We start from the raw sequence: 21,176 nt of genomic DNA, 5'->3' as shown, positions 1-21,176 counted from the left end.
GAACCGTGCACCAAGATCGTCAGCATTCAGCAGAGGGTGCCCACGCAGAAGAAGATGCTGCGGAACGCGAGACCGCCGAGCACGAGCGCTCAGCCGGCGAGCGCTCGGGCCTTCCGCAGGAGTCGTCGACGGTCAGCCGCGACGACGCGCTCCCGCTCGAGCCGTTCGAAGCGTTGCACGTGCCGCAGCGTGTCGTGGAGGACGACAGCCTCGACGTGCCACGTCCTGCGTTCCTCGGCGACCATCGACAGGAAGCGGACCGTTTCGTCCGAGAAGACCCTCGGGAGCCCGCGCAGCCACGGTCCGAGGCCTTCGGGCGGCAGGGTCACCACGGCAGGGGTCGTCCGTCCGAACCGGAGTCGACGAGCGCGCGGTGCGCGTGCGGGGGCTGCTGACCGTTCACCATCAGGGTCCGGCCACCGGCCCAGACGTCGTGACCGGAGTGGTTCTTGGTGTTGATCGAGAAGACGCCGGTCGGGCCGATCACGACGTGGTCGATGTCGGTGGCACCGCGTCCGACGGGTACCGCGTGCAGGACGGTGAAGTCGGGTCCGAGTGCTTCGAGTTGCCGGGCGACGTGCCGCTCGCCGAGGGCTCCCTTGAACCAGGAACGGGCCTCGGGTACGAGCGGGTCGCGACCCCAGAAGCGCTGTTGTCGCGTCCGGGAAGGTGCCGCGGACTGGATCGCGAGGCACTCCTGCATCACGGCGTAGCCGGGCTTCCGCGCGCGGAGGGTCGGGTGCGCGCCGCCCCGCGCAGTCGTCCCGGACACCGGCGGACTGTTCGTCATCTCCCCCACGGACCCAGCCTCTCGCGGTGCTTGATCGTGAGGACAGCCCACGTTCGGGTGGTGCCGCTGTACGACGTGTCGATCACCGCGGCGTGTGACGTTCTCGGTGCACGATCGCCGGGGATCGTGCACCGAGAACGTCACCGATCGGTGGCGGTCTACCCCTGCGGAACCGGGTCCTCGCCGGACGACAACCGTGACGACGACGGGAGCGCGGCACCGGCCCCTGCCCCTGCCCCTGCCCCTGCCCCTGCCCCTGCCCCTGCGGCATCCTGGTCCGGCCACGACGGCTCTACGAGCTCGATGAACCGGGACAGCAGCGACAGACCCCCGATCGACGGCGGCAACCCCGTGGTGAGCGCCGGCGAGTACACGAGGTACGCCGCCCACTTCGCCCGCGACAACGCGACGTTCAAGCGGTTCGGCATGAGCAGGAAGTCGAGCCCGCGCGGGATGTCCGCCGCGCTCGACGCCGCGAGCGACGTGATCGAGACGACGGCCTCGCGCCCCTGGAACATGTCGACCGTGCCGACCTGCGTTCCGCGGAGCCCAGCCGCGTCGAGGGCCGCACGGATCACCGCTCCCTGGGCGTTGTAGGGCGCGACGACGATGACGTCCTCGTCGGTGAGGTCCCGGGTGATCCCGTCGTCGTCGGTCCACGAGCGTCCGACGACATCCCGGGCGAGGGCAACGACGCGCTCGGCCTCTTCGACGGAGGACGTCGTGTTGCCGCTGTGCAGCACCGGCACCGCGTGGACGCCCGGCTCGAGGCCGTCCAGGTGCCGGCCGGACACCATGGACGCGAGCTGCCCGTCGTACGACAGGCCCGAGACGGCCGCGGTCAGCGCCGGCTCCATGCGGCGGGTGCGCGCGAGGAAGTAGCCGAACTCGGCGGGCAGCACGTGCTCACCGTCCGCGAGCCAACCGAGCGCCGACTGGTCGACCGGCTCCGGGTGCGAGCCCTGCGACACCTGCGGCAGCTGCTGCGGGTCGCCGAGCAGGAGCAGGCGGGTGGCGGCGATCGACGACGCGATCGTCGGGGCGAGGGAGAACTGTCCGGCCTCGTCGACGACGAGCAGGTCGAGGGAGCGCCGTGGGATCGTGCCCTCGTTCGCGAAGGTCCACGCCGTCCCACCGACGACGCCCCCGGTGCCGGTCTCGGCGCACGAGGACAGGAACGCGGCGACGGCGGCGTTGTTCTTCACGGCCGTCCACGCGGCGGCCTCGAGGTCGTCCTCGGCACCGGACTTCGGGACCTTCACCACGCGGTCGGCCGGTACCCCGGCCCGGACCACCGCGGACAGGAAGTTCTCCGACGTGGCGTGGGACTGGCCGACGACCCCGACGCGCCAGCCGTGCTCACGGACGAGTCGGGCGACGACGTTCGACCCGACGTACGTCTTGCCGGTACCGGGAGGTCCCTGGATCGCCAGGTACGACCGGTCGAGCCCGAGGAGCGTCGTGACGACGGCGCCGACCGTTTCGTCGCCGTCCAGCGGTGCGAGCGCCCCCCGCGGCGGAACCCGGCGGAGCAGGTCGAGGGCCGGGTCGGGCAGCATCGACGGCAACGCGTCGAGCACCTCCCGTCCCCACTCGGCGATAGCCTCGGGCTGCGGCTTCGCGCGGGGCGGAGCAGCCGGGGCGACGGCGACCGGGAACGCGTCGTGCGGCGCTCCCCCGCCGACCGGCAGGCTCTCCTTGACCAGCACCTCGAACGTGTCGCCGTCGTCCCACGCGTCCAGCACGACCGCGCGAGCCGACGCGCCCTTCGAGCCCGGGCCCGGAGAGGTGACCGACGGCGGGAGCGGGTCGTCGTAGACGAGGTGGGGCGTGCCTCCCGTCCGGATCCGCGAACCGGGCGCGAGCGTCCCCGACAATCGGACGTCCCGCGACTGCGCGCGGGCACGCGGCAGCGTGCCCCAGTCGCGCTCGACGGACGCTCGCTCGACGACGAGGACGTCCCGGGTGTCTGCCCAGTCGTCCACCGGGTTGCGAAGCCGGTCGAAGTGGTCCTGCCAGAACGTCTTCGCCTCGCGGCGGTGGTAGTCGATCGCCGCTGCGGCGAGCGCCAGCGCCGTCTGGTCGGCGTCGCGGTCGAGGGGGTCGACGTCCGCGATCTCGGCGGCGAGCGCGGTGTACACCGGGTTCGGCTCGCGCTCGACGGGGATCGGGGGCAGGAGCGTCTCGTCGACCGGTTCCTCGGCGCGGGGCGGCCGCAGCGACAGCAGCCAGTCACGGAGCCGCAGGGTCGAGCGGCAGTCGTACGCGTTGTAGTCGGCGACCTGGTCGAGCATCCGCTGCCCCTCGGCGGGGTCCCCGTTCCGGCGCTCGTCGATGGCCTCGACGTAGGCGGTGATGCTGTCGGCGGCGTTCGTGACGTCGCTCGTCCGCAGGTCGTCGCCCATGTAGAGCGGCTCGAGTTTCTTGATCGAGTAGCTGTGGCTGCCGACCACGAGGGCCTTGCGCACGACCGGGTACAGGTCGACGAGCACGCCCGCACGGAGCAGGTCGTCGACCGCGTCCTCGCCCACCCCGTGCCGCGCGGCGAGGGACAGGAGGTGCGTCCGCTCGTACGCCGCGTAGTGGTACACGTGCATGTCCGGGTGCTGCTCGCGCCGCTCGGCGATGAACGCCAGGAAGTCCACGAGCGCCTGCCGCTCGTCGCGGATCGTGTGCGCCCAGAACGCCGTGAACTCGGCGCGGTCGTCGACCAGGCCGAACAGGTAGTCGAGGCCCCAGTGCACGCCGTCCTCGGTGTGCAGGGGGTCGCCCTCGAAGTCGAAGAACACGTCGCCCGGGTCCGGTGCCGGGATCGCGTCGAGCGCGCGGGCATCGAGGACCTCGAAGCGCGGCTTCGTCGGTCGGCCGACCCCGCGCTGCGCGTCCTGTCCGGCTTCGGTCTCGGTCTGGAGGCGCGCCTGCCGCACCAGCCGGTCCTGCGTCGACCGCGACAAGCCCGGCACGGCCGCGGTGCGGTCCGCCAGGTCGTCGATCGTCCGCACCCCCTGCCGGATCAGCTTCGTCCGCTGGTCCAGGCGCATCCCGGCGACGAGGACCAGGTCGCGGTGCTGCTGCACCTGGGTCTGGCAGATCGCGCAGCGGCCGCAGCTGGAGTACCGAGGGTCACCCCAGCGGAGTTCGTCGACGGCGTCGAGGCGCTCGGCGACGACCCGCTCCAGCTCAGCGCGCTGCGTCCGGTACACCGGGGCGATGTCGCCCAGGTCGTGCGTGGTGGTCGTCCGGTCGCCCAGCACGAGGTGCACCTGGCGGCCGGTCGGGATGCCGTGCGCCTGCATCCGCTCCGCGTAGGCGGCGAGCTGGAGCAGGGCGCTGATCTTGGCGTGCCGAGCGAGCTTGGTGTCGTAGACCTCGTACTCGCCGGCGTCATTGCGGAGGATGAAGTCCGCGAAACCGATGAACCCCGGGTGCCCGGGCGTCGGCGGCTCGAAGAACGTCGGCTGGTACAGGACCTCGGCGCCGTCCTGGAACGCCCGGCGTGCCGCGGCTGCGGCGGTCGCGTAGTCGGGCGGGGCGGGGCGCTCGAACTCGACCACGTCGTGGGACCGCTTGAGGACTTCCAGGTAGTCGAGCTCGTGCTGGTCCCCCAGGCGTGCCGTGCGCTCGAGCATGTCGTCGTGCTCGTCCGGCAGGGGTCCGCCGCGACCGAGCTTGGCGTCGAGGCGGCGGAGGAACGCCCACTCGCAGGTCGCCCACGTGCTGAGGTCGCTCGGGCTGAGCAGGACCTGCCCGTCGGTGCGGATCTGCATGCGTTCCCCCTCGTCAGTGGCTGCTCGGAGAGCTTAGTTGCAGCCATCACGGAGGCCTTCACATGTGAAGTCTCAGATGCTACGGTCGGCGCGAATGAAAGGGGTGGTTCATGTCGAACCTCGTGCTCACGGGAGCAGTCCAGTCACAGTCCGCTCTCCTCGGCAGCATCGATGCCGCGCACCAGCGGCTCGCGCTCAAGCAGGATCGAGTGGTCGTGCTGGTGCTCATCGCGATCGCATTGATCCTCGCGGTCGGCTTGGTCACCGCGTGGTGGATCACCTGCCAGAACAAGGGCATGTACCCCGCGATGGACATGCCGAGCTTCAGCGCCGGAGGCACGTGGAAGGCCTACTGCCGCAAGTGAACGCCACCGAGGGGTCCGTGAACCCCGTGTTGGAAGCGAGCATGGTCACGAAGGCGTTCAGCGGCCGCGTGGCACTGAGCACGTTCTCGATCTCCGTGCACGCGGGTCAGGTCCACGGGCTCCTCGGCTCCAACGGTTCGGGCAAGAGCACCGCCCTCCACGTGATGACGGGGATCATCGATCCGGACCACGGGGTCGTCCTCCACGAGGGGATCCCTGTGACCCGGGCCGCAGCCCGCTCGCGGTTCGGTCTCGCTCCCGATGATCTCCCGTTGCCGCTGGCCCTCACCGGTCGTGAGTACCTGGGACTGCACGATTCGCTCCGCCGACGAGACGACGCAGCTCGCGCGCTGGAGTTCGCGCACGTGCTCGACGTGCGGAGCGCACTGGACAAACCGATGTCCTCCTACTCGCACGGTATGAAGCGGAAGGTCCAGCTGATCTGTGCCCTCATGCACAGACCTTCCCTGCTGATCCTCGACGAACCCTTCCGAGGCCTCGATCCGGACACCAGCGAAGTGCTGCGGAGCTGCATCGAGCTCTTCACCGGGCAGGGCGGCGCGGTGCTGATGGCGACACACGACCTGTTGCGAGCGGAAGCGCACTGCGATCAGATCACCATGCTCCACGCGGGCGAGACGGTGGTGCACGGGAGCACTCGGGAGATCGTCCTGGAACACGGGTCCCTCGGACGCTGCTTCTCGGAGAAGACCCAGCGGGCATCAGCGCGTTCGACTCGCGACATCCGGCTCCGCGCGCTCTTCGCCCCACGATGAACGGAATGACATGAGAACAATCGTGAGAACGACGGTCGGCTTCGTGCTGGGTGTCGCAGTTGCGTTCCTCCTGATGGTCGCGACGATCATGATCGCGGCGACGACCGGTTCGCCCTCTGCGGTCCCGCTGGTCTTCTCTGCCACGGTGGGCGAGGAGAACGGCCTTCCCTCGATCGAGTTCAGCCCCAACGGGCTCGGCTTGGCGCTCGTGGTCTTCGGGACTGCGGCCATCTACGTGCTCACCGGCCAGCGTCGACGGCGTGATCGGTGAAGCAGATCAAGACGGTCGCGCGCACGACGAGTCTGATCTGGATCGCGGAACTCGCCGGTGCATTCGACATCAGCCGTCGTTGGGTGCTGACAGGTGTTGCGGCGATCTGTGTGAGTGCGATGGCGCTCGGTACAGCGCTTGGCCTCGCCACGGTCTCCACACTGACGCAGCAGGTCCCGGACGGCATCGCCCGGCTCATGGTCGAGACTGCCACCTCCGGTTCGCTCCTGAGCACAGCGCTGGTGACCGTGATCCTCGGACTCGCGACGCCTGCCCGCTCGTCCTTCGATCATCTCCTCTGCTCGTTGCCCGTGACCAGGAGTGCGCGGTCGATCGGCACCGCGATCCCCGCCGCGGGCCTTGCGGCCTTCGGCTCGCTCGCGCTGAGCATGCCAGCGATGCTGTTGGCACTCCACATCCTCGACGTCGCCCAGTCAGCTCGGTTCCTGATCGCGTTGTTCGTCTGCATGTCAGTGGTCGTGGCGATTGCGCAGACCACCCTCCAGGTCGTCACGGGCGCCTGCCGGCGGCTGTTGCGGATGCCCGGCGCGATCGCCTCAGCGGTCAGCGGAGCGGTCGCCATCAGCGCCGCGCTGCTGATCTTCGGCCCCGGGGTGCTCTCTCCAGCGTCAACTGGAGCCGCTGCCGTCCCGACGCTCGCAGGTCTCACCGCAGATGTCGCTGTCGTGCCGGGGGATCCTCTCGCCTGGGTGTTGCTCGGGACCGCTGCTGCGACAGCTGCGGTTGTCGTCTGGGCAGCCAGCCGCCTACCCGATGTGAAAGCTTCTCCTCCAGGCCGAGCCCTGCTCCCGACCTCGAGGTTCGTCGGCGGGCCCTTCGGCGTCCTGGCGGCCCATCTCCTGATGCTGATCCGTGCTCCTCAGACCCTCCTCGCAGTGGGAGGCGCAACGTGCTTCCTGGCCGTCGTCGCGTGGGCCTTTCCGCCTGCCCTGCCCGAGTACCTGCGCAGCGCGATCGCGGCAGCCACACCCGCTGCAGGATGCGCCATCATCATGTTCGCGCCGGGGCGGGCGCTCCCGACGGCTTGGGTCGGGCCTCCCCTCGGAAAGGATCGACGGTGGTGGGTCGCGCCCGCCGCAATCACGCATGTGGCTGTTGCTTGCGTCGTCTGGACCGTGCTCTCCGGCGGGGCGCTCTGGCTCGGGCTCATCCAGGTCGACGACCTCGCGGGGATGGCCCTCCGCGGTGCACTGCTCTTCAGCGCCGCGGCACTGGCCGGAGCCCTCGTTCCTTGGAGCGATGCTCAGCCGCTGTCGGGAAGTGTCGCTCTCGTCGTGACCACCGTTCTCGTGATGGGGTCCGTCGGGCTCACCACGCACATCAGCGAGACGTCCGAACAGCTGGGACTCCTCGTCACCGCGTTCATCACGTCGCTGCTCGTCGTTGCGGCCCTCCTGGCAGTCCAGAACCTGACGCGATCGCGATGACAGGTTCACGGCTGGCGTCCTGCTGCACCTCGGTGCCTGACGGCGTCGCATGCCGCGGATTCGGCGTGACGGTGCCGGTGTCGACCTCGTCACACCGTTCGGCTGCTGTCGACAACGGGTTCCTCGTTCTGCCGGGGCCCAAGGTGCGGCACGCATTCCTCGGCCGGGCCGTCAGCGTGTCCGGCTCAGCGATCAGCGCCCGGATCTCCCTCTCGCTTGCAGGCCTGCTCATCGCGTCGGCCTCGGGACCCTTGACGCTCGCCGCGGCGGTCGCAGTGGCCAGCACCGCAGCCTCGACGACGTCCGCACCGCTCGTCCTCGTCGCTCTGCTCATCGCGACGAACATCTGCCACGAGTTCGGGCACCTCGTGGCCTTGGGTGTCGTTTCTCGGAGCCGACCGCACGTGCACGTGGTCGCTCAGCTGGGGTTCGCGCACATCGTGCGTCCCCGACTTGCTCCCGTTCGCGAGGTCATCGTCGTCACCGCCGGCCCGTGCGCCGTTGTGGTCGCATGTGTCACGCTCATGCTCGTCGCTGCTCACCCGGTTGCGGCGATCGCCCTGGGGGCCATCGGCGCCGGTCATCTCGCGACACTCGCGCTTCCGACCGGAGACGGGGCGAATCTCCGCGATGCTGTCGGGAGGATGCGCACTCGGCGGTGACGTCAGGAAGGTGAGGGGCCGCGAGCTGACCGGGCGGTGGCGGTCGTCGCCCGTGCCTCATGGATCCGTTCGCGCGAACCGCGGCCCCTCGTACCCGTCGCGCGACACGTACGAGGTGAAGTCGGCAAGCGTCCGAACCCAGTGCCCGCGTTCGCCGTAGAGCGCCTGGTAGACGACGACCGGTTCCTCGGTCTCGACGTCCTTCGCGACGAGGACCACCTCGTACTCGCCGCCCTTGAAGTGGCGGTACCGGCCGGGGGTCACGTCGTTGCTCACCGGGCCGATGCTAGCCGGACCCGACGAGCGCGACGGGCCGGGCCGGCGCGGTCGGCCCGACCGGCACGACCGACACGACCGGCACGACCGACCAGGCGCTCGCCCGGTGCGGCGAGCGCGATGAACCGTCCACAGATCGCCCGCCCTCCACCCACAGGTGACGGCACGGCTGGGACCCTCGGACCATGGACCGCTGGGACGCCGACGACGCCCGCCGCCGGCACATGGCCCGCTTCGGCCGCCGCGACACCGCCCCCGAGCTCGCCGTCCGCCGCGAGCTCCACCGCCGCGGCCGCCGGTTCTTCGTCGACCGCCCGGTCAGTGCCCGCTGCAGGGTCCGCCCCGACCTGGTGTTCCCACGCGCCCGCGTGGCGGTGTTCGTCGACGGCTGCTTCTGGCACTTCTGCACCGACCACACGCACCTGCCGAAGGCGAACGCCGAGCTGTGGCGTCGCAAGCTCCTGGCGAACCAGCAGCGCGATGCGAGGAACCAGGCGATCCTCGTCGCCGAGGGCTGGTGCGTCGTCCGCGCGTGGGAGCACGACGACCCGGCCGAGACCGCCGACCGCGTCGAACGTGCCCTCGACCGCTGGGCCGCCGTCGTGGGCTGGAACACGCGCACCGACGGCCCGGTACGGTGTCCGACGGAGGGGGAACGATGAGCGACATCAACACCTGGGGTGGGACCGTCACGAAGGGTGCTGCGAAGCCGCAGTTCATCGTGCGACGGTCGTGGGCCGGCTCGACACTGATCCTGTGGCTCGGCCTCGGCGCCTTCGTGCTCGGGTTCCTCGGCGCCGTCGTGCAGTCGAGCGTCGCGCCGGACCTCGGCGGCCCGATCCCGGCGATGCTCCTCGGCGCCGGCATCGTGGCGCTGCCCATCGGGGCGATCCTCTGCGGCAGCCGGATCACCGTGTACGACGAGCGGTACGACGTGCGGCGCGGCTGGGGTCGGAAGCGTCGGCGTGACGTCACCGCCGTGGAGACGCTCCGCTTCGAGAAGCAGCGGAGCGGCAACGGCATGACGTTCATCAGCGTCGTCGGTTGGGACGCGAACCGGAAGCAGCAGTTCCGTGTCTACACGACGAACCGCGGCTTCCCCGAGTTCACCGCCTGGCTCGCGCAGCACCGCCCCGAGCAGTGGGCGAAGTGCGAAGCCGCCGGCGTCCCGGACTGATCCCGACCCTGCTCGTGTCACGGAGCGACACGTTCCCCGGACCGTCACCGGCTCGGCGTACCGTGCCGGCATGACCGTCGGAATCGCCGTCGCCGTGCTCGTGGGGGTGCTCGCCCTCGCGACCGCGCTCGGCGTGCTCCTCCGGCACCGCACGGGCCGCGCACGCACGTCGCCGTCGAGCAGGGGCGCAGGAGCGACCGGGCCCCGTACCGACGACCTCGCTCCGGCCGCCGAGTACGGCCCCGTCGCGACCCTCGTGCAGTTCTCCACGCCGACCTGCGCCCGTTGCCCGGCCACCCGCCGCCAGCTCGACGCCATCGCCGGCCGCCACGAGGGCGTCCGCCGCATCGAGGTCGACCTCGCCGAACGCCCCGAGCTCGCCCGCCGCTTCGACGTCATGCAGACCCCGACCGTCCTGCTCCTCGACGCCGACCGCCGCGTCCGCACCCGCTTCGGTGGACCGCCCAGACCCGCGGAGCTCGCCGCCGCACTCGACACCGTCCTGACCGCCGGAACCCGGGAGTCCCGATGACCACCACGAACGACACCGCCCGCGGGATCGACCCGCGCTCGCCCCGCTTCGGCGCAGCGATCACGACCGTGCTCCTCGCCGCGACGATCGTGCTGACCCTCGTGCCCGCCACGTGGGTCGTCGGCGTCGCGCTCTTGACCGTCATCGTCGTGTTCTTCGCGATCGGCGGCATCGCGGGCATCCGTCGCCACCCCTACGGCGCGCTGTTCCGCCGGTTCGTCCGCCCGAGGCTCGCACCGCCCGCCGAACTCGAGGCCCCCGAGCCCCCGACCTTCGCACAGCAGGTCGGCCTCGTCATCACGGCGCTCGCCCTCGTGCTCGCCCTGGTCGGCGTCCCCTACGCTGCACCGGTCGGCGCCGCGATCGCCCTGGTCGCCGCGTTCCTCAACGCCGTCTTCGACGTCTGCATCGGCTGCCTGCTCTACGTGTGGCTGGTCCGTGCGGGCGTGTTCCGTCCGCGGCGCAGCGCCGCCTGACGGCCGCCGGTCCGCAGGGCGGTCGGCAGTCGGACTGGAGGCGCGGATCGCCTTCGCGACGCACGTCGCGCTGGCAGGGTGACCCGTGCCTCCCGTCCGTGCACCTGGAGCAGTGACGGGCCCAGCTGGCCGCAGCGGTTCATCGCGCTCAGCAGGCGGGACGCCATCGCGCCTGCCGTGAGCAGCTCGCCCCTGTCCGCGTCATCTCAGCCCGCGTCGACGCATGAGCGTCACGTGATGCTCAGGCGTCCATCACCCTCGACGGTGACCGTGCCCGTCGGGTACGACACGTCCCCGCATGCTGTCTCCTCCCGCCCCTCGGACAGACGCGACGTCGCCTGGCCGACCACCTGCTTGCTGGTGGTGTCGGTCACCCTGATCGCGAAGGCATGGCCAGATGGTTCGGACGACGAAGCCGTGATCGAGTCCATCGTGGTGACGTCCTTGCACATGGTGTCGAGACAGACGGACAGGGTGTGCCCCGGGTGGGCCGACGACCAGGCAGTCACGTCGACCGAAACGCTCGCTGTCGATTGCCGCGCTCCGCTGCAGCCCGAAACGCTGCACCCAGAAATGCTCCCGATCAGAACAACGCTGATTGCCATCGCGGCTGCGACTCCCCGTGCCGAACGCATGTCGAGAACGCTACGGCAAGCAAGCTGCGCTGCGTGAACCATTCTGTAACGGTTCTCATCTCGGATCTCTTGTCTCGTTCCGTACCGTGGCGATAACACTGACTGCCAGGGGGGGCAGGGTGCCTTCGCGAGGGGAAAAGCACATGAAGAAAGTGATCGCCGCAATGGTCGCGGCAACGACGATTGCGTTCGTCGTCGTACCAGTGAGTGCCGCAAACGCCGCGAACCCCGCTGTTGCAGCGCCGCGCATCCAAGCGTCCAGTGGCTGCGCAGGGGACATGCAGACGCTCGCGCCCAACCCGACGGCAGTTGCCGAACACGGCGCACGAGCGCTGTTCCGACCAGCGGATCTCGCTGCAGACCCCTCGCTCGCGGCGCAGGTGCCCAACTCCGTCACGGCGATCCTCGCCCAGAACCCGACGTGGGTCCAGAAGATGGACTGCGGCGTTCAGGTGCCCGCGAGCAGACCACAGCAGGTCACGCCTGCAGCCTCGCCGTCGGCGGGCGCGAAGACCCTGTCGCAAGCAAGCACAACCGGCTACTACACCAACTGGTCCGGGTACGAACGCGTTGGCGTCGACTACGACCACAAGTACTACTCCAGCGTCTCAGGAGGGTGGATCGTTCCGTCTCCGCCGGCTCCGACCCACGGCGTGAACCAGTTGAGTGTGTCGCAGTGGGTCGGCATCGGTTCTGGCCACAAGGTCACGAACACGACCGACTCGCTGCTGCAAGCCGGCACGGTCTCCTACAGCGGCCCGGGCGCGCTCGGCATCGGTCCAAGCGGTACATACGGGTTCTACGAGGTGTACCCGCACGAGCAGGAACAGATCGTGAAGAACTACACGGTTGCCGGTGGGGATGCTGTCTCCAGTTACGCCATCTTCAGCGCGACGCAGAACGCGCTCTACTGGGGAATCTGCTCGCAGTCCGAGAAGAAGTGCGTCTCGGGCGTCGAGGACATGACCGGCAACGTCTCCACGCTTGCGCAACAGGGCGAGTGGATCCTGGAACGGCACGGGTACAACGGCGGAATCAGCATGCTCGAACCCTTCGGCACCATTCCCACGAGCGGAAACCAGTTCGCACTCGAGAACGGCGCGGGGACGAGCTCCACGGCCTACAACCTCGGTTCGGGCCCGACGCAGAACACGGTGTTGCAGAAGGACGTGATGACCCAGTGCAATGGCGGGACGCCCTATTTGGACTCGGTCTCGTCACTCGGGTCCACGGGTGACTTCTCGATCACGTTCAAGGACACCGGCACGACCTGCTGAATCGACTGCGTTCCGCGAACGCACTCGCCGGTTCGGCCCCGGCGGCGGACACGTCCCCAACGAAGTGTCCGGCGCCGGAGCCGGTGGCTCCAGCACGCGGCGAGGAACTGCTCGCTGAGGAAGTCCGCGCCGCCTGCCCGCAGTGCCGGCAACCCGTGGAGCAGCTCGCGCCAGTCGACGAAGAGCGTCGACGCGCCGTTCAGCATCCCTGGACGGCCTCCTGCGCGTCCGTGCCGCGATTGCGCCGGTTGCCACGCTCCTCAACGCCGTCTTCGACGTCTGCCTCGGTTGCCTGCTCTCCATTCGGCTGGTCGGGGCGAGCGTGTTCTGCCCGCGAAGCCGCGGCGTCTGACGGCCGCCGGTCCGGATGACGTCCGGCAGTCGGACGGGAGGCCCGGATCACCTGCAAGGCGCACGTCGCGCTGACAGGGTGATCCGTGCCTCCCGTCCGTGCGCTGGGCGCTCCGACGGCGGGTGTGAGCTGTCTGCCGCCCGTGCCATCGTCGGCGCGTCACTCCGTCTCCAGCGCAGCACTGGGAGCCGAGCCGGAGGATCCCCCCATGGCATCCTCCGACCCAGCTCTGACTCACGTCACCGTGCGGCGAGGGCCTGCTCGCTGAGGGCGACGAGGTCGTCCGCACGCAGCGCCGGCCACCCGTGGAGCAGCTCGCGCCACTCGGTCGGGAGCGCGGACGCTCCGTACAACGCCCCGGCGAGGCCTCCGGCGATCGCGGCGACCGTGTCGGTGTCGTTGCCGGTGCGGACCGCGCGGACGAGGGCGTCCTCGAGGCTCGAGCTCCCGCGCACGGCGGCGTAGGCGGCCTGGAGCGCGGAAACCACCCAGCCGTTCGAGTCGGTGAAGTCGACCGGTTCGGCGTGCTCGGCGCGGACGAGTCGCTCCGCCCAGAGCTGGCGCCGGTCGAGGTCGAGCAGCTCGAGCCCTCGGAGCACGTCGAGCTCACCGGTCAGCACCGCGTGCCGGATCGCGACACACCAGAGGACGCAGCCGTCGCCAGCGTCCGCCTCGAAGTGGGTCAGGTCGCTGATCGCACGCGCTGCCTGGGCGAGCTTCGTCTCCTCATCGTCCTCGTCCCGCAGGTAACCGAGCACCAGCGGGGCCGTGCGCATGAGCGAGCCGTTCCCGGCGGACCGGCCCTTGTACTCGTGTTCCTGCCGGGCCGCAGCGCGACTGTGGGCGGCGGTGCGTGCCTCCAGGCCGGTGAGCACGTTGCGTGTCTGGATGCCGACGTCAGGGGCGGTCTGCGCCCACGCCGCCCAGGCGGCGACGAGGCCGTCGAGGGAGGACTCGTCGGCGGGGTCGCCGCCGCGGGCGAGGGTACGGAGGATCGGGACGGCCATGCTCGTGTCGTCTGTCCACTCCCCCGGAGCCCAGCCGAAGGAGCCGCCGCCCGTCATGCGGATCGGCGTGGGTTCCGGGACCGCGGGCTTGAACTCGTATCCGGCGCCGAGGGCATCGCCCGCGGCGGAGCCGAGCACCGCGCCGATCGCGCGGTCGTGTGTCGTTGTGTCCATGAGCGCCTCCCTGGTTTGCGCGATTCCGCGTGAACCCGACCCTGCCATGCGGTCGCGGTTTGCGCAAGTACGCGTAAACTCGTCGTCGTGAGTGAGTACCGCGATCCTGCCGGGAAGCGCCTGGTCGACTACCCGCGACCCTCGGTGGCTGTGGACACCGCCGTGCTGACCGTCACTGTGGAGGAAGAACTGTCCGTGCTGCAGGTGCGGGACGCGGTCGACGGGGACTGGCGACTGCCGGGCACGTTCGTGCACGAGGGCGAGCGGTTGGCCGACGCGGTTCTGCGGTCCCTGCAGGCGAAGGCAGGCGTGACGGGCTTGGCGCCGCAGCAGTTGCAAGTGTTCGACGATCCGGCGCGGGACAGTCGGGGATGGGTGATGTCGGTCGGGCACCTCGACGTGGTGCCGTTCTCGTCGCTGTCATCGGGTCTGGACGAGTCGCGGGTGCGGCTCGTGCCGGTGTCCAACGCGCACGGGATGGTGCACGGGCACGACGACATCGTCGCCGTGGCCGTGGCCCGGCTACGGGCTGCGTACGAGTCGACGCCGGACCCGTGGGGGCTCGTGGCTGAGCCGTTCACCATGACGGAGTTGCGGCGGGTGCACGAGACGGTGGCGGGGCGGGCGTTGTTGCCGGATTCGTTCCGCCGGGCGATGGTGCCGATGCTTGAGGCTGCGGAGGGGAAGCGGGCGGAGGGGCCGGGGAAGCCGGCGGGGGTATGGAGGCGGCTGGCGGGTCCACGCCCCAGCTGACTCTCTCCTCGAACGCCCTGGCTTGCGTACGCCGAACGGCCGAAAAGGACCCCTTGCGTGAACTGAATCGTGAACATCCGCTGACTGGCTCGCATCTGTCGCAAGCCACTGCCGACGTCATGTCCTCGAAGTTTCACGAGGCGTCGATGCTCCACACGCGGACCCCGGACTGCATGTCGACCGTAGCTTAGTACGCGATCCCGAGGCGGCGGAAAATAGCTTCGACGCTCTCGTTCAAGTTCAGCGACGTGCGTACCAGACCGCGGAGATCAGCGTCATGCAACGGTAGGAACAAAAGGGTTCCTTCGATTGCCGTCACTGGCGCAATCATTCTGTAGGCGGCTGCATGCTTGTCCGCGTAATCGAGGTACCCAGTCAACTTGTCCCTCCAGTCCTCGAGCTGAATGCCGTGCGGATCAACGATGGAAGGGCGAAGCTGTCCTCGTACGTCGTGGAAGAAAATAAAGTCTGGGTGAAGTCGAGCCCATCGGTTGCTGCCGGAGTCGAAGTAAGGAATGCAAAGCGCGCGTTCGCCACCGGGGGGATTTCGATACCAGCCGACAACTTGCTCGCTAGCCAATTCTGAGCGGAGGACGCTGCGCTCGAGTCCGTCTGTCGCCGTCGGCTTAGTCCAGTAGAGACCGTCTATACCCTGATACAGGTGCTTCGGCCAGCGATTGGGCGAATCCCCCAATATGCGCTCTTGCAACTCGACATCCGACAGATCGGCCCCCACAGCGATTGCGACCGAATCAACGATTGTCCCCCCTATCTCGATGCCGGGCCCAAGCTGCGGTGCGGCTGACTCGGCCTGTAGTCGCTTGTAGCGAAGGCGCATGGCTTCGGGCAGTGCGTAAATTGCCTTTTGCGATGCCCGCAGCCAGTCGTTGGTGAGCGAACCAGCAGCGGCCTCGAGGTTAGTCGGCGCGGCGTCTGAAAGCGCCAGTGCCGCAACAGTGATCTTCGCCTCGATCGGATCCTCATCCTCGTCTGCATCCACAAGGTACGACCAATATGCCTCAGCAGTGCCGTCCTTCAAAGTCCGCGCTGCGCGCTTGAAGACATCATCGATGTTCTTCGCGTCGAACCTGGTTCCGGAGACAGTCCTCTCACCGTCGATCACGGTCCCATCGAGGGAGACCAAGATCTCCCGGATTGACACTTCGGAGACCGAAGTGCGCAACTCGTCCAACTCACCCGAGGTTGCAAGCTTTCGGACTTCATCGTCGAGCACCGAATTCAAGTAGGAACGAGCCTGGGATATAGCGTGCGCACGAATGCCGTCGTTCTCCAGGAACGTGGCCAACTGATGGAGCCGACGAACCTCAGGAACATGATTTCGGGACGGCACCGTATATGTCGGCAGTTGAGCGAGTATCGCGAGATTTCCACACATAGCGTCGGGTGCCGCGTACTCTAACGACGCACGAACGACCTCCGCGGATGCTCCAGCCTCTCCTCCGGAAAACTGGGCAACAACGTTCATGACCGTCTTCTCGTCGAACTGCGGTAGGTACGCGTGCACGTTATTCAGAACTTCGTCAGCAACAATCCGCCGGGCAAATGGCTGGCGGACAATCCTTCCAATCAGCTGCGCGATGGGCGTGTAGTCGGTCGACTTCCGCAAACTGACCAATACCTCGGCCCGAGGACAGTCCCAGCCCGTCGTGATTGCGTTCTTCGCCAGGACGACGCGAACCTCGATCGCATCCTGAATGTCCTGGGGTGCCATCCAGCGGACCGCCCGTCCGCCGCCAAGGTCGATCGGTGCGTGCTCGCCGAAAGTGTGCACGATCTGCAAAGCTTTCAGACCGGGCCACTCCTGCAGCACAGACTCGACGACGCTAGCCAGCAGCTGCCGAAATGAGCCGTCATCGGAGCGTTCGTCGGGCAACTGGATCACCAAGGCCGGGATCACTTGCGGTTCACGTTGTGCTAGAGCGTACGCGGCCCAACGGTGTTCATACTCGCGCGTTTTGCGCACACCTTCGCGGACGAAGGTTGTGTCCGCCACGACTTCACCGATGGTTTCGGACGGAGCCAGCACGATACGGTCCTTGACTAGGCCCGAAGCCTTGACTGCACTGATAGGTACCGTCACATTGCGGCGGAACCTCGACTGCTGCTCACTAAGGGATTTGTTGAGGCGATCGGCAGTTGCAGAGATCCCGACAAACACAGGAATCGGAGTGTCGCCGTTCGCGATCTTGTCTACGACCGTCGGCTGGCCGCTGGCGCGGCCTCCGACGCCGTAATGGGCCTCGTCGACGAACACGATGAAACTCGAGCCTCGGTCATGAACAGTATTCTCGATCGTTTGCCAGATCGTCCAGTCTTGCTTATCGCCACGATTTGTGATGCGGGCCGTAGCCGATGCAGCTTGCGTGTTAAGGAAGTATACGGCGCCCTGGTCGAAAGTCTCCTGATTGAATGCTGCTCCTTGTCCCAGTAGACGGATGTCACTGAGACGACCAGACGCTTCTTGCATCTTCCGAGCGGTTTGCGCATTGAGACTAGGGTCATTGGTCACCCAAAGAACGGTCGTACCGGGAATCGGCTCCGCACCGTCAGCACCGTACAAGAGCCGTTCAATGACCGCGGTCGCGATGACCGTCTTGCCGGCACCCGTCGCCGCCTCAAGCACAACGGCTCCGAGGAGTTCGTTGTCATCGTCGTATCGGCGCTGGGCTTTGAGAATTTCGGCGTGCAGCTCTTCGGCGGCCATCTGTTGAAAATCAAGGAGGTCGAACTGCACGGCTCAGCCCTCCCCGTTGATTTCAAATGAACGCAAATAGTCCGCATAGAGGCGCGTTGCCACGCTCCGCATGCGATCGGGGAAGTAGGACACGGCGGCCCGGTAGGCGCTCTCAGACTCGGCGACTACGAAAAGGTGCCGCGGTGCTGCCTGACTGGCCTCGAGTGCACCCGCGAACTCGCGCGCAGCCGCAACATCAAACAGCACGCCGTAAGTTCCTCTTTGCGAGAGAGCCCAACGTTCCTCACGAGAGCGGATGACGTCGCCGATAGCTCCTGCCTTCATCCAGAGCAGCGGAGCGATTGCCTCAAATCGACGGTCGAGCGCTACCTGGTTTTCGTCCTGGTAGGTCAGCTTATAGAAATGAACATTCTCGTTGAGGGGAGCACCCTGGCTAGCATCTTGGGCGTCGGATCCTCGCACTGCATTCGCGATCCGGGGAACGGTGACAGCTTCGAAAACCCCCTCCTGCTCCCACTCACGGTCTCCCGGAAGAAAACCTGCTCGCCGCAAACGCGCCGCGGTCACCTTGGAGACCTCGTTGTTCGTTACAAGGATCGACTGCCGCCGACCTTCGTCGTCTGCATTCAGGGACATGACTGCGTGCGTTGTCGTTCCCGAGCCACCGAAGAAGTCTAGAATCACTGCGTCCGGCGAGTTATTCGCCCACTTGATGAGCTGTTTGACGAGCCGAACGGGTTTCTTGCCGTTACCGAACGGCACCCTTCCCTCAAGGCCCACGTGTGCCATGTCCGAGTGGAATCCCTTCCACAGGTCGCCTCGAATGACAGTCCGTCCGTAGCGGGGCCGATAGTCGTCGGACATCCGATAATTACGCGCCAGGCGAACGACCTGCATAATGTTACCACCGGAAGTTTTGGTCAACGTGTAGGTTCGATGCCCCGCCTGTACATCCCGCCAGGTGCCCGGGGCGACGTCCTCAGACCGCATTCCCATAGGGACGCGGTCGGTCCGAGCGATGCGGTCGACGTTTCTTTCGATGAAGGCAACCGCGGCTCCGGACAACATCAGGAGCTTGTCCATGCTGGTCATACCGGCGAATCGATTGGCGCGCATCAGGCCGAAGCGTTCAATGTCCGCTCGGACGGCTGGATCCCCAGAAAGCTGTTCGAGAAACGAGCTAACGGTCCCATCCGATTCGAGCCAGAGAGAGTAATTTTTGTCCCATGTACTCACGCCATCAAGGAGCGGGGTGTGCTGAACTTCGTCGAACTGGGGTCCGCGACGATACACATGCACGAACTCAGCATTCTTGACTATCGTGCCCTGCTGAGCGTTCACTACCTTCGGACCGGACGTCGTCGACATTTCGACAACAATGGTGTCGAGGAAATTACTCTGTCCGAAAATGTCGTCCGCGAGGAGCCGAAGGTGAGCCTGTTCGTTGTCGTCGATGGACATGAAAAGGACTCCGGTCGGCTTCAAGAGTTGTTTCGCATGCTTGAGGCGACGCTCCATGAATGACAGCCACTTTGAATGACGGTAGGCGTCCGAGCCTTCAACGTAGCGATCGTTATATTGCCAGTCGTCCGCTCCGGTGTTGTAGGGCGGATCGATATAGATGACGTCCACTTGACCTGTATGCGTATACAAGAGCGCCTCGAGAGCGTAGTAGTTCTCACCGTTGATTACTACTTGCGGCGGCTTGTCACCGCCCGCATCAATTTCCTGAACAAGCTCCAGACCGGGATAGACGGGGTGATCAAAATCCTTCACGACCACCAGACCGTCGATGGATCGCTGAATGATCGAAGCATCCGCCAGCACTTGCCCGCTCGAGTCAAGCGGCAGGAGTGACGCGACGCCCTTTGCTGCGGCGGTCACGTGGAAGTCGCGCTTCGCAAGGTCGCCGCGGATGCGAACGCGATCGCCTCGCCGCGGGCGGACACCAGGAGTTTCGACGTCCTCGGGCCGGTGCTGCTGGAACACCAAACCGAAGTCCTTGCGCTCCACGAGCTTCGCGACTTCCTCGGCAATCTGGCCGCGAAGGTCGGGATCGGCCACTCGTCGAACCAGGTAGTCGATGTGCGCCATCCCTCTAATCTAGCGGCTGGTCGTCCCGGGGCGAGTCACGTGCAGAGGGTGGCATCACGGGACGGTGATCGATTGTCGCGGCATCCTCATTCGCTCCTCCCGCCCCGGCCGCTCTCTGGCTCAGTTGGCGCCCGCCACAGTGACGGCTACCTCATTGCGACCACCCGCGGCGAGCCTCCGTCGTCGTAGCATGATCGGTGAGTATGCAGTTATAGGCGGCAACCCCTCGGCACGTCTCGTCCGGAGCGGCGATCCGTGGGTCTGGGGTGGAGGAACAGGCGACAGTGGCGGGCGCAGATCTAGAGCCGATCACACAGTGCGGAGACCGCCAGTCGCGGTCCGCAGGCATGTAGATCCGCTGGCGGCGAGCTGATGTGATCCAGCCCTTCTGCGTCTGGTTCCGCCTCAGCCACTGCCCATGGACCTCGATGTCGCAGGCGTCCGCGTCGTTCATGCTCTTCGAGTCCCATGCATGCCGAGCGACGGCCGTGCGACACTCCCCTCCGCGTCTCGTGCACGGACCGCCTCGTGCATCTACCCCGGGTCATCAAAGAAGCGCAGTTCGTAGTCGCCGAAGTTTGCTCGCTCGGGCTGCTCGCCATGCATCAGCCCGCGGACGAACGGCACGGAGTTTAAACCACCCCGCACTCGCATCTGTGTGAAGAGCCCGTAGTGGCGATCCGCTGCGCGAGCCTCAGCAATGAGTACCCGCCGCGTGCTCTGCAGTCGGTCGGACACTTTGGTCGGAGTTGATCAGGAAGATCCGACGCCGGCTCTGTTTGCGGGTTCAGTCCTCCCGGGGCAGATGATCCGCGTCCTCCTCGAAAAACCTAAGCCGCGTCGGTGACGCGCGGACCTCGCCATCATCATGGCTGCTGCGACGCGAGAGAGCGAGTACCGGAGCGGTGGGCTCGCTCGGCTCCTCGGTATCCATGCTGTTCTGCGTCCTCCATCCGCGAGCGTCGGTCGAAGCACCAGACTGTCCTCATGACCAGGACCGGCGCACGTGTCTCCGTGCTCGACGAGGCTCTCGTCCGAGCAGGCTTGACGAGGACGGCTCGGTCGGCGGCGCCCAGGCTCCCTGACCTGCCAGCGAGCACCCGAGCAGACATCCTCGACCTGTACCACTCGCTCGGCGGACTCGCACCCGAGCCACTGTTCCGACCAGGGCCGTGGGATCTGTCGTACGGCGAAGTCATCGTCGAGCTCGACGAAGACTTCCACTTCAACCGTTACCGCGCGCTGACCCTGCTCGCTCCGTTCGCATCAGCACTCCCGTGGGCCGTCGACTACCAACGTCACTCGGCAGAACATGAACAGCGGTCCGGCACCGGCGGCAGACGGTGGACGAATCCGTCCGCCGAGCGGATGTTCGGTCCCGCGGACGCGGAGATGGTGTTCCTGAGTGGCGGCGCTCCCCGGTGGAAGCAGCGAGCGCTGTACGACGCAGTCAAGGATGCGGCCGCGGCCACGGGAGTGGTCCGTCTTGCGCGACTGTCGATATACGACCACGTCGAAGGCGTCCGGCTGGAGGCTCTCCTGAGGGGTCGTGCGGTCGTCACCGCCGAAGCCTTGTACAGCTTCGTCGCCGCGCGTTCTTCGGCTGCGCTGACCTGAACCAGCCGCGG

20 protein-coding genes are annotated in these 21,176 nt (G+C 67.3%); 12 read left to right on the top strand and 8 right to left on the bottom strand.

The genetic code is table 11. The features are described from left to right. Positions 1-89 precede the first annotated feature (89 nt). From QOL16_RS06400 to QOL16_RS06390, 3 genes are all read right to left on the bottom strand, one after another. Positions 90-329, bottom strand: a complete 240-nt coding sequence (locus QOL16_RS06400; RefSeq protein ID WP_139266287.1) for a hypothetical protein — start codon at positions 327-329, stop codon at positions 90-92. Continuing rightward, the gene (locus tag QOL16_RS06395; protein WP_254780159.1) at positions 326-772 is read right to left on the bottom strand and encodes a nuclease-related domain-containing protein; all 447 of its coding nucleotides are present in this window, start codon (positions 770-772) and stop codon (positions 326-328) included. The genes QOL16_RS06400 and QOL16_RS06395 overlap by 4 nt, the downstream gene beginning before the upstream one ends. A gap of 176 nt (positions 773-948) precedes the next feature. Continuing rightward, positions 949-4,557, bottom strand: coding sequence for a TM0106 family RecB-like putative nuclease (locus QOL16_RS06390; RefSeq protein ID WP_071282449.1), 3,609 nt, complete (start codon positions 4,555-4,557; stop codon positions 949-951). A 110-nt stretch (positions 4,558-4,667) separates the two neighbouring features. Between QOL16_RS06390 and QOL16_RS06385 the strand changes: the two genes are divergently transcribed. From QOL16_RS06385 to QOL16_RS06365, 5 genes are all read left to right on the top strand, one after another. After that, positions 4,668-4,922: a hypothetical protein gene (locus QOL16_RS06385; protein WP_065962691.1), complete on the top strand. Its 255-nt coding sequence runs from the start codon at positions 4,668-4,670 to the stop codon at positions 4,920-4,922. Positions 4,923-4,963: 41 nt separating this feature from the next. Beyond that, entirely contained in the window at positions 4,964-5,698 is a 735-nt protein-coding gene (locus tag QOL16_RS06380; RefSeq protein WP_175473033.1) for an ABC transporter ATP-binding protein, read from the top strand. Between the two features lie 10 nt (positions 5,699-5,708). Continuing rightward, complete coding sequence (locus QOL16_RS06375) at positions 5,709-5,969, top strand: hypothetical protein (RefSeq protein WP_071282445.1); 261 nt, start codon at positions 5,709-5,711, stop codon at positions 5,967-5,969. Further along, positions 5,966-7,417, top strand: coding sequence for a hypothetical protein (locus QOL16_RS06370; RefSeq protein ID WP_071282443.1), 1,452 nt, complete (start codon positions 5,966-5,968; stop codon positions 7,415-7,417). Before QOL16_RS06375 ends, QOL16_RS06370 begins: the two co-directional genes overlap by 4 nt. 65 nt (positions 7,418-7,482) lie before the next feature. Then, positions 7,483-8,079, top strand: a complete 597-nt coding sequence (locus QOL16_RS06365) for a hypothetical protein (protein ID WP_071249348.1) — start codon at positions 7,483-7,485, stop codon at positions 8,077-8,079. Positions 8,080-8,136: 57 nt separating this feature from the next. Here the strand turns inward: QOL16_RS06365 and QOL16_RS06360 are convergent, their stop codons facing one another. After that, positions 8,137-8,355, bottom strand: a complete 219-nt coding sequence (locus QOL16_RS06360) for a DUF1653 domain-containing protein (protein WP_254780157.1) — start codon at positions 8,353-8,355, stop codon at positions 8,137-8,139. Positions 8,356-8,540: 185 nt separating this feature from the next. Here QOL16_RS06360 and vsr point away from each other — a divergent pair, with 185 nt between their 5' ends. The 4 genes from vsr (at position 8,541) to QOL16_RS06340 (ending at position 10,540) form a co-directional block, all read left to right on the top strand. After that, entirely contained in the window at positions 8,541-9,017 is a 477-nt protein-coding gene (vsr, locus tag QOL16_RS06355) for a DNA mismatch endonuclease Vsr (protein ID WP_071282440.1), read from the top strand. Then, positions 9,014-9,532, top strand: coding sequence for a DUF5336 domain-containing protein (locus QOL16_RS06350; RefSeq protein WP_065962681.1), 519 nt, complete (start codon positions 9,014-9,016; stop codon positions 9,530-9,532). The genes vsr and QOL16_RS06350 overlap by 4 nt, the downstream gene beginning before the upstream one ends. A 70-nt stretch (positions 9,533-9,602) precedes the next feature. Beyond that, a complete protein-coding gene (locus QOL16_RS06345; RefSeq protein ID WP_071282438.1) occupies positions 9,603-10,064 on the top strand; it encodes a thioredoxin family protein in 462 nt (153 codons plus the stop codon). Further along, entirely contained in the window at positions 10,061-10,540 is a 480-nt protein-coding gene (locus tag QOL16_RS06340; protein ID WP_071282436.1) for a DUF4395 domain-containing protein, read from the top strand. The genes QOL16_RS06345 and QOL16_RS06340 overlap by 4 nt, the downstream gene beginning before the upstream one ends. A 230-nt stretch (positions 10,541-10,770) precedes the next feature. Here QOL16_RS06340 and QOL16_RS06335 read toward each other — a convergent pair whose 3' ends face one another. After that, positions 10,771-11,175 carry a hypothetical protein gene (locus QOL16_RS06335; protein ID WP_254780155.1) on the bottom strand — a complete coding sequence of 135 codons (405 nt, stop codon included), beginning with the start codon at positions 11,173-11,175 and terminating at the stop codon, positions 10,771-10,773. Positions 11,176-11,318: 143 nt separating this feature from the next. On the opposite strand from QOL16_RS06335, the gene QOL16_RS06330 reads away from it, so the two are divergent. Beyond that, entirely contained in the window at positions 11,319-12,452 is a 1,134-nt protein-coding gene (locus tag QOL16_RS06330) for a G1 family glutamic endopeptidase (RefSeq protein WP_083394886.1), read from the top strand. A gap of 591 nt (positions 12,453-13,043) precedes the next feature. Here the strand turns inward: QOL16_RS06330 and QOL16_RS06325 are convergent. Then, positions 13,044-13,985, bottom strand: a complete 942-nt coding sequence (locus QOL16_RS06325) for an ADP-ribosylglycohydrolase family protein (RefSeq protein WP_071282430.1) — start codon at positions 13,983-13,985, stop codon at positions 13,044-13,046. A gap of 87 nt (positions 13,986-14,072) precedes the next feature. Between QOL16_RS06325 and QOL16_RS06320 the strand changes: the two genes are divergently transcribed. Further along, the gene (locus tag QOL16_RS06320) at positions 14,073-14,738 is read left to right on the top strand and encodes an NUDIX domain-containing protein (protein ID WP_071282428.1); all 666 of its coding nucleotides are present in this window, start codon (positions 14,073-14,075) and stop codon (positions 14,736-14,738) included. A 187-nt stretch (positions 14,739-14,925) separates the two neighbouring features. Here the strand turns inward: QOL16_RS06320 and QOL16_RS06315 are convergent, their stop codons facing one another. Together QOL16_RS06315 and QOL16_RS06310 are read right to left on the bottom strand one after the other, a co-directional pair. Then, entirely contained in the window at positions 14,926-17,493 is a 2,568-nt protein-coding gene (locus QOL16_RS06315; RefSeq protein ID WP_083394885.1) for a DEAD/DEAH box helicase, read from the bottom strand. A 3-nt stretch (positions 17,494-17,496) separates the two neighbouring features. Continuing rightward, entirely contained in the window at positions 17,497-19,548 is a 2,052-nt protein-coding gene (locus tag QOL16_RS06310; protein ID WP_071282422.1) for a site-specific DNA-methyltransferase, read from the bottom strand. A 987-nt stretch (positions 19,549-20,535) separates the two neighbouring features. Between QOL16_RS06310 and QOL16_RS06305 the strand changes: the two genes are divergently transcribed. Beyond that, entirely contained in the window at positions 20,536-21,165 is a 630-nt protein-coding gene (locus tag QOL16_RS06305; RefSeq protein ID WP_071282420.1) for a hypothetical protein, read from the top strand. Positions 21,166-21,176 lie beyond the last annotated feature (11 nt).

This window comes from Curtobacterium sp. MCBA15_004, assembly GCF_001865055.2.
In the GTDB taxonomy this organism is placed as follows: domain Bacteria; phylum Actinomycetota; class Actinomycetes; order Actinomycetales; family Microbacteriaceae; genus Curtobacterium.
Note: the sequence above shows the minus strand (reverse complement) of the source record. Positions and strands in the feature narration are given on the sequence as shown.

Coding starts and splice junctions, on each gene's coding strand:
- QOL16_RS06375 (WP_071282445.1), top strand. CDS start 5,709: ATGAGAACAATCGTGAGAACGACGGTCGGCTTCGTGCTGGGTGTCGCA.
- QOL16_RS06335 (WP_254780155.1), bottom strand. CDS start 11,175: ATGCGTTCGGCACGGGGAGTCGCAGCCGCGATGGCAATCAGCGTTGTT.
- QOL16_RS06305 (WP_071282420.1), top strand. CDS start 20,536: ATGACCAGGACCGGCGCACGTGTCTCCGTGCTCGACGAGGCTCTCGTC.
- QOL16_RS06325 (WP_071282430.1), bottom strand. CDS start 13,985: ATGGACACAACGACACACGACCGCGCGATCGGCGCGGTGCTCGGCTCC.
- QOL16_RS06390 (WP_071282449.1), bottom strand. CDS start 4,557: ATGCAGATCCGCACCGACGGGCAGGTCCTGCTCAGCCCGAGCGACCTC.
- QOL16_RS06350 (WP_065962681.1), top strand. CDS start 9,014: ATGAGCGACATCAACACCTGGGGTGGGACCGTCACGAAGGGTGCTGCG.
- QOL16_RS06380 (WP_175473033.1), top strand. CDS start 4,964: ATGGTCACGAAGGCGTTCAGCGGCCGCGTGGCACTGAGCACGTTCTCG.
- QOL16_RS06340 (WP_071282436.1), top strand. CDS start 10,061: ATGACCACCACGAACGACACCGCCCGCGGGATCGACCCGCGCTCGCCC.
- QOL16_RS06385 (WP_065962691.1), top strand. CDS start 4,668: ATGTCGAACCTCGTGCTCACGGGAGCAGTCCAGTCACAGTCCGCTCTC.
- QOL16_RS06330 (WP_083394886.1), top strand. CDS start 11,319: ATGAAGAAAGTGATCGCCGCAATGGTCGCGGCAACGACGATTGCGTTC.
- vsr (WP_071282440.1), top strand. CDS start 8,541: ATGGACCGCTGGGACGCCGACGACGCCCGCCGCCGGCACATGGCCCGC.
- QOL16_RS06345 (WP_071282438.1), top strand. CDS start 9,603: ATGACCGTCGGAATCGCCGTCGCCGTGCTCGTGGGGGTGCTCGCCCTC.
- QOL16_RS06310 (WP_071282422.1), bottom strand. CDS start 19,548: ATGGCGCACATCGACTACCTGGTTCGACGAGTGGCCGATCCCGACCTT.